At 70.5% G+C, this 11,092-nt stretch carries 11 protein-coding genes (1 of these 11 cut by a window edge); 6 read left to right on the top strand and 5 right to left on the bottom strand.

Features of this window, described 5'->3' with window-relative positions; translation table 11 throughout:
* A protein-coding gene (locus D471_RS0112105; protein ID WP_026127648.1) for an APC family permease crosses the window boundary here: on the top strand, window positions 1-421 show its 3' portion. It extends 833 nt beyond the left edge of the window; only the last 421 of its 1,254 coding nucleotides appear in the window; its start codon lies beyond the left edge, outside the window; it ends in the stop codon at window positions 419-421.
* Here the strand turns inward: D471_RS0112105 and D471_RS42305 are convergent.
* The 5 genes from D471_RS42305 to D471_RS0112080 form a co-directional block, all read right to left on the bottom strand.
* Window positions 409-1,197: an NUDIX hydrolase gene (locus D471_RS42305; protein ID WP_017598856.1), complete on the bottom strand. Its 789-nt coding sequence runs from the start codon at window positions 1,195-1,197 to the stop codon at window positions 409-411. The two genes, D471_RS0112105 and D471_RS42305, sit on opposite strands and share 13 nt — an antisense overlap.
* The gene (locus D471_RS0112095; RefSeq protein ID WP_017598855.1) at window positions 1,194-1,928 is read right to left on the bottom strand and encodes an HAD family hydrolase; all 735 of its coding nucleotides are present in this window, start codon (window positions 1,926-1,928) and stop codon (window positions 1,194-1,196) included. Before D471_RS0112095 ends, D471_RS42305 begins: the two co-directional genes overlap by 4 nt.
* Window positions 1,929-2,070: 142 nt before the next feature.
* Entirely contained in the window at window positions 2,071-3,018 is a 948-nt protein-coding gene (locus tag D471_RS0112090) for a VWA domain-containing protein (RefSeq protein ID WP_017598854.1), read from the bottom strand.
* A gap of 79 nt (window positions 3,019-3,097) precedes the next feature.
* A complete protein-coding gene (locus D471_RS0112085) occupies window positions 3,098-4,066 on the bottom strand; it encodes a DUF58 domain-containing protein (protein ID WP_026127647.1) in 969 nt (322 codons plus the stop codon).
* A gap of 4 nt (window positions 4,067-4,070) precedes the next feature.
* On the bottom strand, window positions 4,071-5,138 hold the full coding sequence (locus D471_RS0112080; RefSeq protein WP_017598852.1) for an AAA family ATPase: 1,068 nt from the start codon (window positions 5,136-5,138) through the stop codon (window positions 4,071-4,073).
* Window positions 5,139-5,289: 151 nt separating this feature from the next.
* Between D471_RS0112080 and D471_RS0112075 the strand changes: the two genes are divergently transcribed.
* From D471_RS0112075 to D471_RS0112055, 5 genes are all read left to right on the top strand, one after another.
* A complete protein-coding gene (locus D471_RS0112075) occupies window positions 5,290-6,015 on the top strand; it encodes a hypothetical protein (protein WP_017598851.1) in 726 nt (241 codons plus the stop codon).
* A 335-nt stretch (window positions 6,016-6,350) separates the two neighbouring features.
* On the top strand, window positions 6,351-7,118 hold the full coding sequence (locus tag D471_RS0112070) for a HipA family kinase (protein ID WP_017598850.1): 768 nt from the start codon (window positions 6,351-6,353) through the stop codon (window positions 7,116-7,118).
* Window positions 7,115-7,552, top strand: coding sequence for a DUF3037 domain-containing protein (locus D471_RS0112065; RefSeq protein ID WP_017598849.1), 438 nt, complete (start codon window positions 7,115-7,117; stop codon window positions 7,550-7,552). The genes D471_RS0112070 and D471_RS0112065 overlap by 4 nt, the downstream gene beginning before the upstream one ends.
* 302 nt (window positions 7,553-7,854) lie before the next feature.
* Window positions 7,855-8,976 (top strand): multidrug effflux MFS transporter, encoded by a 1,122-nt coding sequence (locus D471_RS0112060; RefSeq protein WP_051059154.1) that lies wholly within the window; start codon window positions 7,855-7,857, stop codon window positions 8,974-8,976.
* Between the two features lie 156 nt (window positions 8,977-9,132).
* The gene (locus D471_RS0112055; RefSeq protein ID WP_017598847.1) at window positions 9,133-11,091 is read left to right on the top strand and encodes an AMP-binding protein; all 1,959 of its coding nucleotides are present in this window, start codon (window positions 9,133-9,135) and stop codon (window positions 11,089-11,091) included.
* The last annotated feature ends 1 nt before the right edge of the window (window position 11,092 follow it).

The following is an 11,092-nucleotide window of genomic DNA, read 5'->3' as shown; positions in this document are numbered from 1 at the left end:
GCCCCTCGCCAGCCTGGGGGCGCTGCTCTCCCTCGTCCTGGGGGTGTCGCGGACCACGGCCGCGATGGCCATGGACGGTCACCTGCCCCGGTACCTGGGCGCCGTCCACACGCGCTACGGGGTACCGCACCGCGCGGAGGTCGCCGTGGGGGCCGTGGTCGCCGCACTCGTGCTTCTCACCGACCTGCGCGGGGCGATCGCCTTCTCCGCCTTCGGGGTACTGGTCTACTACGCCATCACCAACGCCTCGGCGCTGCGGCTCGGCCCACACGAGAACCGTCCGCCCCTGTTGGTACCGGTCACCGGTCTGGTGGGATGCGTGGTGCTGGCGTGCAGCCTGCCCCTGCCTGTGGGAGCCACCGGGCTGGCCGTGCTCGCCGCCGGCGCGGGCCTGTGGTGGCTCCGCGATCAGCGGCGCTGAGAACGACCCCGGGAGTGCCTGACCAGGAACTCCAGCCCGCGCCGCGCCGTCGTCGACAGACGCAGCTCGGCCAGCTCCTCGGGAGTGAACCAGGCGCAGTCGGCGGTCGACCCCGCTCTCTCGGTCACCTTGGGCTCACCCGGACGGGATACGTGCACGTGGGAGAACACCCACACGCCGTGGATCTCCGGTTCTCCGGGGCGCGTGCGGCGGTGGCTGGTGACGGTGATCAGGTCACCGATGACACCGTCCTGTCCGCTCTCCTCGACCAGCTCACGCCGTAGCGCGGTGCGGACGTCCTCCCCGGCGTCCACACCCCCTCCGGGCAGGTGCCAGGCGCCCGCGCCGGGGAAGCCCTCGGCGATCAGGCACAGCAGCACGCGGCCCCGGGGATCGGTGACCATGCCGTAGGAGGCCAGGCGGCTCATCCGCGGCCCGGTGTCACCGGGATCCTCGTCAGGGGCCAGCTCCCCGACGGCGGGGAGCAGACCGGCGGTCGGGAGCACGGACGGCCAGGCGCCCAGGGCCCGGGGCTCGGCATACACCACCCGGTCGACGTGCAGCCGTCGCCCTTCCGGAGTGGACGCGAGTTCGGTCACCACGTCCACGGCCACGAGCGGGGCGTCCCCGGGCAGGCCGCCGAGCTCGCGGGCCACGGACTCGGGGTCCTCGCCGAACAGCAGCCGCCGCCCGCGCACAGCCGGGCCGGACGCGCTCAAGTACACCAGGTGCACGGTGACGCGGCGCGCCGTCTCCGAGGCGGGGGAGGGCGTCACAGCGCCCCCGAGGCGGCTGTGCTGGGCAGACCCACCAGCTGGAGCAGCTCGTCGAGGCTGGCGATCGTGGTCACGCCCTCCAGGTGCTGGCGACCCTGGCGGTCGATCATGATCGGGCGCATCCGCGAGGCCACGGCACCGACGCCGTCGGACTGGATCTGGTCGCCGACGTGCCAGCAGGCACGCGGGTCCACACCCAGACGCTGGGCGGCCATCTCGAAGATCCGGGGGTCGGGCTTGCCGGCGCCGGCGCTGTCGGCGCAGACCACGGTGTGGAAGTACGGGGTCAGCTCCAGGGCCTGCATCTTCGCGTGCTGGAGGGCCTCCACCCCGTTGGTCACCACCGCGAGGCGGTACCCGGCGGAGGCCAGGGTGTTGAGCGCGGGGAGGGTGTCGGGGAAGACCTGCCAGCCGGAGCGGTGGGCGTCCAGGTAGAGGTGGTAGAGCTCGTCGCAGTGCTGGTCGGCGATGTCGGCGTGGCCGGCCTGGACGGCCAGGGCGCGGATGCGCTCGCGGCGCTGCTGCTCCAGGCTGAGCCCACCGCGCAGGTAGGCGCCGAAGGAGATCTCCGTCTGCACGTCCCACAGGGTGCGTGCCGCGGCGAAGTCGGGGTGGCCGAGCCGCTCCATGACCGCGCGCAGTCCCGTGGACGACGCGGCGTTGTCGTCGATGAGGGTGTCATCAAGGTCGAAGCAGATCGCGGTCGGGGCCGCGGCGGGTATGTTCGGCATCGTTCCTCAACTGAATGGGCAGGACAAAACATGCCAACGCTAACCCGTGGGCAAGACAGAAAAGGTGTAAACCCCGCCTAAAGGGATGTGGCCAAAGTCACTGTACGCAGGGTGTTGTCTGCTCTCCCCTAAGGTCAGAGCGTCACGGCAGACGCTGAAACCACAAGAGTGATGTCACAGAGGTGGCCGCGCCGAGCAGAATCGCAATCAACACGAAACGCGTCACGATCTCCTCGTGGACCCACTCGGTACCCAGCGACGAGCCGATGTCCTCGTACACCTCGTCGAGTTCCGTCTCGCTCTCGGCCTCGTAGAAGTGTCCCTCCGTGTCCTGCGCCAGCTCCATCAGGGCCTCACGGTCGATGTCGGCGGGAACCCGGTACCCGTCGATCTCGATCATCGCCGCGCCGCTGCCGAACGCGATCGTCGACACCGGCACCCCCGCCTCGGCCGCGGCCGAGGCTGCCTCCTCGATCGCTCTGCCACTGGTGTTCTCCCCGTCCGACAGCAGCACGATCGCCGACGGCGGAGGGTCTTCCCGCGAGTCCTCGTCGAAACCGCGGATCGCCTCCAGCGAGGCGAACACCCCCTCACCGATCGCCGTGCCCGGCCCCAGCCGCAGGTTCTCGATCGACCCGATCACCGCCTGGTGGTCCTGCGTGGGGGAGGCGACCACCGTCGCCGCCGAGGAGAACGACACCAGCCCCACGTTGAACCGGTCGGGGAGGGTCTCCACGAACCCCTGAGCCGACTCCTTGGCCGCGTTGAGCCGGTCGGGCTCGATGTCGGTGGCGGCCATCGACAGCGACACGTCCACCGCCACGATGATGGTCGCCCGCTCCCGAGGCGCCTCCACCGGCATCGCGGGCAGCGCCAACGAGGAGATCAGCACCGCCAGGGTCGCCGTGAACAGCGCGGCGGGCACGTGGCGGCGTACGTCCGGACGCTGCGGTGCCACCTGGTCAAGCAGTGCGAGGTTGGTGAAGCGGGCCGCGTAGCGGCGCCGCCGGGTCTGCGCGAACACGTAGGCCGCCACGAGCACCAGCAGGGTCAGCAGCCACCACAGCCGCTGGGGTTCCAGGAAGGTCATGTCCGCACCCTCCGCGCGTCGGCTCGGTTCCGCGGGACGCCCCCGCGCCGTCGCTGTCGCATCTTCAGCCCTTCCATGCTCATCTGGGGGTTCCCGGCGTGTGGCGTGCCAGGTGGTGGGCGGTCCGCCGCTGGTGGATAACGAACCGCGCCGTGTCCAGGACCCAGTCGCGGTCGGTGCGCAGCACCAGGTGGTGGACCCCGCAGCGGCGCAGGGCCGCCCGGATCGCGGTCCGCTGGGCGTGCGCCGCCCGTCGGTAGCGCTCGCTGACCGACCGGGTCAGGCGGACCTCGCGTACCCGCCCGGTGCGCGGGTCGCGCAGGGTCACGTCCCCGATCGGGGGCACCTCCAGCTCCCGGGGGTCGAGCACCTCGACCACCAGGACCTGGTGGCGGGAGGCCATGAGGCGCAGCGGCCGCTCCCAGGGGACGGGACCGCCCTGGACGGGGGTGTCCAGGAAGTCGGAGATGACCACGCGCAGACCGCGGCGGCGACGGGTGCGCACCAGGTCGGTGCACGCGTCGGCCAGCGTGGCCCGGTCGGGGGCGGGACGCTCCTCGTCTCCGGTGGGAGCCGCGGCCACCGTCGCCAGGAGCGACAACAGGGCCTCCTTGCCGGACCTGGCGGGCCAGCGGCGCACCGTGCCCCGATGCAGGAAGTGCGCGCCGAACCGGTCGCCGACCCGCTGGGTGAGCAGGTTGGCGGCGACCATCGCGCCGACGGCCACCTCCCGTTTGGAGCGCAGGCCCGTTCCGAAGTCCATGCTCGGCGACAGGTCCAGCAGGGTCCAGCTCTCCAGCTCCCGGTCGGCGACCAGGTCACGCACGTGCGGGGTGTCGGTCCGTGCGGTCACGGCCCAGTCCATGCGCCGTACGTCGTCCTCGCCCGGCCGGTACAGTCGCGCCTCGGCGGCCTCGGAGCCGGGCCCCAGCCGGAGCCCGAGGTGCTCGCCGTGCAGCAGTCCCTCCAGGCGGTGCACGATCCGCAGGTCCAGGCGGCGCAGCGCGGCCCGCAACCGCGGGTCGGTGCCGATCATGGGTGCGGACACGCCGTCACCTCGGCGCGGCGAGGGAGGCGGACTCGCCGCTGGGCGGTTCGTCCCAGATCACCCTCGGCGCCAGCACCGTGGACAGGATCCGGTCGACCACCTGTTCGGGGGTGATCCCGTCGGCGAGGGCGTCGAAGGTCAGCACGAGCCTGTGGGCGATGACATCGCGGGCCAGCACCCGTACGTCGTCGGGGAGTACGTAGTCGCGGCCGCGGAGGACGGCCAGGGCCCGCGCGGCGGCGACCAGGCCGAGGGTCGCGCGGGGGCTGGCACCGACCTCCAGGACGTTGCGCAGGTCCGGCATCCCGTGGTTCTCCGGCTCCCGGGTGGCCATGACCAGGCGTACGACGTAGTCGGCGATGAGCTGGTGCACATGGACGCGTTCGGCGTCGGACTGGAGTTCGCCGAGTGTGACGGGGTCCAGGACCTGATGGGCGGTGGGCGGGGTGGTGCTCATCCGCCGCAGGATCTCCATCTCCTCGTGTGCGCGCGGGTGGCCGACGTTGACCTTCATCAGGAACCGGTCGCGCTGCGCCTCGGGGAGGGGGTAGACGCCCTCGGACTCCACCGGGTTCTGTGTCGCGATGACGATGAACGGGGAGGGGAGGGGGTAGGTGGTGCCGCCGAGGGAGACCTGGCGTTCGGCCATGACCTCCAGGAGGGCGGACTGCACCTTGGCCGGGGCGCGGTTGATCTCGTCGGCGAGGACGAAATTGGCGAAGACCGGCCCCAGTTCGACGTCGAACTGCTCGGTGGAGGGGTGGTAGATCCGGGTTCCCACGATGTCGGAGGGGACCAGGTCGGGGGTGAACTGCACCCGGGCGAAGGAGCCGCCGGTGACCTTGGCCAGGGTGGACACGGCCAGGGTCTTGGCGATGCCGGGCACACCCTCGATCAGGCAGTGGCCCTTGGCGACGAGGGCGATCAGAGAGCGTTCCACCATGCGTTCCTGGCCGACGATGACCGTGGACACCTCGTGGAGCGCCGCCCGCAGCAGCCTGGTGGGCTCGCCCGGGGCACTGTCCGGGCCGGGGGAGGGCGCGGCGCCGCTTCCGGGTGGGTTCTCTGACATCTTCCGCCTTCCCGGCAGGGCGCCCCGACGGGCGGCGCCGAATAGGGTGTGCATCATCCGCCTGTGGGCGACACTACCTGCTTCGGTCGGCGCAGTCCGGGACACAGCGCGCGCGACGTGTGCGACCGCATTCGCTGGAGAGGGGCGTGACATGGGGGTTCCCACCCAGGGCCTGCACGAGGGTGATCCTCGTCAGTTGGGCGGGTTCCGGTTGGTCGGCCGGACGCGCGCGTCCTCGCTCGGCGTGGTCTACCTGGGGCGGGACGCTTCGGGGGCCGAAGTGAGCGTGGTGGTGCTCAACGCCGGCGCCTCCGGTGACCCCCAGGCGCGGGAACGGTTCGCGCGGTCGGTCCGCGGCAGGGGGGACGTGCTGGCGGCCCGCACCCGGGGCCGGTCGGTGCTCTGGGTGGCGGTGCCCGCCGACACGGACGGACCCGGCGCCGAGGCGGTCCTGGAGGAGACCGCGCGGGGCGGTCCGGTGGGCGACGGCGGCCCCGTGGTCCAGCCCTACTGGGCGGGGGAGCGGCGCGGTTCGGTGGTGTTGTGGGCTCCGTGGCGGGCCCGGAGGGACAGCGCGATCGGCGCGGGGGCGGCGAGCCTGTGGTTGGCGGTCGCGCTGGGGGTGCTCCTGTTGGTGCTCATGCTCGGGGGCACGTCCCTGATCGGATGGTTGTCGACGTTCCCGCCTCCGGAGATCCCGCAGCCCGGGCAGGAGGTGGAGGTCGATCCGGAGGAGTCCGAACCCGCGGGGGAACCGACTCCGGCGGAGGAGGGGGAGGAGCAGGCTCCGGAGCCGCGGCCGGGTGAGGGTGAGCCGGAGGTTCCCGAGCCGACGGTGCCGGGGGATCTGGAGGGGGACCCCGAGGGCCACCTCTAGCCGTTCGGGAGGACGCACGTCACGTGGAGAGGGGGACACTGTGGAGGCGGTGTCCCCCTCCTTCTCGCACTCATAAAAATCTACGATGTAAAGGTGGCGGAGCTGTTTCTCACAGCTTCGAGAAACGAAGAATCGCGCGGCTACGCCGCACGCTCTCTCCTAACCCCGCACTCGGGCGTGGCGGACTCTGCGGGGTTGTGCCCTAGAACGTGTTCAGCGTTGCGTAAGAGGACTTTGAGACCACAGGTGTCGGTGGGGGCGGGGTGTGTGAAGGTCGTGCGTCAGCGGACGCGTCAGGAGTTCGGGCTCCGACCGGGCGGAGCGGGGCGATCCCTATGCTGGTCCGCGTGCTGAAAAAGGTGATCGCGACGCGGTACGTCCTGCCGCTGCGCGAAGGAGGTTCGCTCCCCGGTTTGGTCGAGGCCGACGACCTGGGGATGTACGTGGTGAAGTTCGTCGGTGCGGGTCAGGGCCGCAAGACGCTGGTGGCCGAGGTCGTCACCGGAGAACTCGGACGGGCCCTGGGACTGCCCGTTCCGGAGTTGGCCCTGGTCGAGGTGGACCCGGTGATCGGCAGGGGAGAGCCCGACCCGGAGGTGCAGGAGCTGCTCAAGGCCAGCGGCGGGCTCAACCTGGGCATGGACTTCCTGCCGGGGTCGCTCGGCTTCGATCCGCTCTCCGTCGAGGTGGACTCGGGGTTCGCCGGACGGGTGCTGTGGTTCGACGCCCTGACCGGGAACGTCGACCGTTCGTGGCGCAACCCCAACATGCTCCTGTGGCACGGGCGCCCCTACCTGATCGACCACGGGGCGACGCTGATCTTCCACCACAACTGGGCCGGGGCCGAACGGTACGTCACCCGCCCCTACGACGCGCACGACCATGTCCTGGCGGGGTCGGCGCCCGACCTGGCCGCCGCCGACGCGGAGTTGGGGCCGCGGGTGAACGAGGATCTGCTGCGCGAGGTGGTGGACCTGGTGCCGGACGAGTGGCTGGAGGAGGAATCCGGGTTCGGGTCCCCCCAAGAGGTTCGGGAGGCCTACGTGCGGCATCTGCTGGCCCGGGTGACGGACCGCTCCTGGCTGCCGGAGGTGAACCGATGAGCGAGGCGAGGCGGTACAGCGAGGCGGTGACGACCGGCCGTGTGGGTGAGGAACGCGACCGGGCGGTGTTCGAGTACGCCCTGGTGAGGGTGGTGCCCCGGTTGGAGCGGGGTGAGTGCGTCAACGCCGGGGTGGTCGTGTACTGCCAGGAGCGGGCGTTCCTGGCGGCACGCACCGCGCTGGACGAGCGGCGGTTGCTGGCCGTGGACCCCGGGGTCGACGTGGCCGGCGTGCGACGTGCGCTGGAGTCGTTCGAGGTGATGTGCGCGGGGGGCGTTCGGGCCGGTGCGGTCGGGCGTGAGCGGCCGGGGCAGCGGTTCCGGTGGCTGACCGCTCCGCGGAGCACGATCGTGCAGACGGGGCCGATCCACGGTGGCCTGACGGAGGATCCGGCGGCGGAGGTGGAGCGGTTGCTGGACCGGTTGGTGCGGTGAGGCCGCGGAGGTAACCGACATCACAGGCGGTCGGAGGGTTGTGGGGGACAGTTCCGTCGGTGTGTGGTGTTGGTAGTGGGTGGTCCGTGTCCGGGAGCGCTTCCGGAGGCGGACCACCGTGTTCCCCTCGTTCCCCTGCCTCCCCTGGATTTGGAGTGTCCGTGCCGTCTCCGAACGTCTCGTCCACGCCCGCCGACGCCGGTGGGCCCGTTCCGTCCGATGGATCCCGCTCCCGGCGGTGGGTCGCCGGGCTGGTGCTGGTGCTGGGTGTGCTGACGGCGGTCGGGCCGTTGGCCACCGACATGTACCTGCCGGCGTTTCCGGAGATCACGCGAGATCTGGGGGCGACGGAGGGGCAGATCCAGTTGACGCTGACGGCGATCATGCTGGGGATCGCGGTCGGTCAGTTGGTGATCGGTCCGATGAGCGACGCGTGGGGTCGGCGCAGGCCGCTGTTGGTGGGTGTGGCGCTGTTCACGGTGGCGTCGGTGCTGTGTGTGTTCGTGCCGGACGCGACGGTGTTCGCGGTGGTGCGGTTCGTGCAGGGGGTGGCGGGTGCCGCTGGTGCGGTGATCGCGCGTGCGGTGGTTCGTGACCTGTTCTCTGGTGATGACGCGGTGCGGTTCTTCTCCCGGTTGGCGCTGGTGATGATGTTGGCGCCGCTGTTGGCTCCGTTGGTGGGTGCGCAGCTGCTGTTGGTGGGTCCGTGGCAGTTGAGTTTCTGGGTGCTGGCGGGGGTGTCGGCGGTCAGTTTCGTGTTGGTGCTGGTGTGGTTGCCGGAGAGCCTGCCGGTGGAGGAGCGGCGTGTGCGGGGGCCGCGGGAGTTGGCGGTGACGGTGGGTCGGCTGCTGCGGGATCCGCGGTTCGTGGGTCCGGTGCTGACCGTGGGGTTGAGCTTCGGGATGCTGTTCACGTACGTGTCGTCGTTCTCGTTCGTGTCGCAGGAGGAGTTCGGGGCCTCGCCGCAGGTGTACGCGTGGCTGTTCGCGGCGAATTCGTTGGCGATGATGGCGGGTACGCAGCTCAACGGTGTGTTGGTGGGGCGTGTGGAGACGCCGCGTCGGTTGGCTCTGGGGTTGGTGGTGGCCCTGACGGCTGTGGTGTCCCTGTTGGTGGTCGCGTTGGCGGGTGTGGCGTCGTTGGGGCTGGTCGCGGGGCTGCTCGGGTTGATGATGTTCAGTGTCGGGTTCATCATGCCGAACGCGACGGTGCGGGCGTTGGACGGTCAGCCGGTGGCGGTGGCTGGTACGGCGTCGGCGTTGATGGGGGCGTTGCAGTTCGCGTTGGGTGGCGGTGTGGCGGCGTTGGCGGGGTTGACTCCGTCGGGTGAGGCGTCGGTGCGGAGTATGGCTGTGGTGATGGTGTCGGCGGCGGTTTTGTCGTTGGTGGCGTTCGTGTGGTCGGTGCGGTCAAAGGTCCGATGACCCTGCGTGTGGGTGCTCTGCGCTGGGTTTTTGTCGGATCGCTCCGGGTTGCCGTCGGGTGGGGACTCCGGGCACAGTAGGCGTTCTGTTCCCCTTTTGTGTGGCGGTCCCGCTCTGTGTGGATCCGTCCTCCGACGTGGCAGGTGATGTGTGGGTATGGGCGAGGCGAGTGTCAGCCCGGGTGTGCGGGTTCGGGAGCTGTCGGGGCTGGGTGACCTGGTGTATGAGGCGGCCCATGTCGACGCCCATGCCGAGGTGTTCTCGGTGCCGGTGGAGGAGGGCTGGGAGCGGCGGACGGCGGGTGCCTTCGCTACGGACGTGACGGCGATCGCCAAGGGTCTGGTCGCGGCTGGGGTGTCCGAGGGTGACCGTGTGGTGGTGGTGTCGGGTACGCACCACGACTGGGCGAGGCTGGCGTTCGCCGTGTGGTCGGTGCGGGCGGTTCTGGTGCCGTTGTCGTCGTCGGTGTCGGTGGAGCGGGTGACGCACGTGGTGCGTGAGACGCGACCGGCGGCGGCGGTGGTCGAGGATGAGCGGTTGTTGCGTGCGGTGACGGCGCTGCAGCGGGAGTTGCCGGACCTGGGTCGTGTGTGGCGGTTCGAGGAGGGGCTGCCGGAGGTCGCGCGGTTGGGTGCGTACATGGACGCCTCGGCTGTGCGGTTCCGTCGTGATGCGACGATGCCCGAGGACGCGGCGGTGGTGCTGTATCCGGTGAGTACGGTGTCGCGGCGGATGCGGGGTGTGGTGTTGTCGCACGGTGCTCTGTTGTCGGCGGCGGCTGGTGTGGTGGACCGGATGTGGCCACGGTTGTCGGAGTTGGAGCCGGGGCGGGCGAGTGCTCTGTTGGATCTGCCGTTGTCGGAGATCTCGGGGTTGGCGTCGTTGTTGGCGTGTGTGGTGGGTCGGGTGCGGGTGGGGTTGTCCGCGCCGGGGTCGTTGCCGCGGTTGGTGAAGTCGTTTCGGCCGACGGTGCTGGTGTGTGGGCCGGGGTTGCTGGAGCAGGCCTATGAGGTGGAGCGGGGGCGGGCGCACTCGACGGGGTGGGACTCGTTGGGGACGTTCAACGCGGCGGCCGAGGCGGCGGTGCAGTTCGACCGGGCGCCGAAGAAGGGTGCGTGGCGGCGGTTGTCGCGGTCGATGTATGACTGGTCGTTCGCCAAGGTGCGGGAGATGTTCGGTAACCGGGTGCATCTGGCGGTGTGCTGGGGCGGGGGTCTGTCGCAGCGGTTGGATGAGTTCTATGGCGGTGTGGGTGTGCCGGTGATGCAGGTGTTCGGTGTCCCGGAGACGGCTGGTGTGTTCACGGCGAACGCGGTGGGGGATCGTTCGGCGGGGTCGGTGGGGCGTGCTCTGGCTGATCGTGAGGTGTGGGTGTCGCGTGAGGGCGAGATCCACGTGCGCGGTGGTGGTCTGTTCTCGGGGTATTGGGCTGATGGTGAGGCTTCGGGGACGGCGTTTCGTGAGGGGTGGTTGGCGACGGGGGTGGTCGCTGAGGTCGATGAGGCGGGGTTTGTTCGGCTGAGTGGGCGTTTGCGGCCGCAGGCGGCGACGGTGGAGGTGCCGGGGCGGTTCGTGGCCGTGTCGGGTGCGGTGGAGTCGTCTGGGGGTGCTGAGCCGTTGGAGGGGGTGGTTCCTGGGGCTTTGGCGGCGCCGGTGGTTGAGGGGTCGGAGGGTGAGTCGGATTCTGTTGTGGCGGAGGCGTCGGGGGGTGACGCGGAGCTGGTGGCGGAGTTCGAGGCTCGGTTGCGGGCGCATCCGTTGATCAGTCAGGTGTTGGTGATCGTGGAGGGGCGGCCGTTCGCGAGTGCGTTGGTGACGTTGGTGCGTGACCAGTTGGAGTACTGGCGGTTGGTGAACGGGCGTCCGTTGTCGATGGCGCCGGAGGAGATCGCGGGGGATCGGGACCTGCTGCGGGAGGTGCAGGGGTTGGTGTATGAGGCCAATCGGAGTGTGCCGCGGCATCTGGCGGTGCGGTCGTTCCATGTGTTGGCGGAGGAGTTCACGGTGCAGTCGGGGTTGGTGGCTCCGTCGGGTGAGTTGCGGCGTGATGCGGTGTTGCGTGCGTTCGCTGAGGAGATCGACGGGTTGTACCGGGTGCGTCGTGAGCAGCGGTAGG

Origin of the sequence: Nocardiopsis lucentensis DSM 44048, from assembly GCF_000341125.1 — a bacterium.
Lineage (GTDB): Bacteria > Actinomycetota > Actinomycetes > Streptosporangiales > Streptosporangiaceae > Nocardiopsis > Nocardiopsis lucentensis.
Note: the sequence above shows the minus strand (reverse complement) of the source record. Positions and strands in the feature narration are given on the sequence as shown.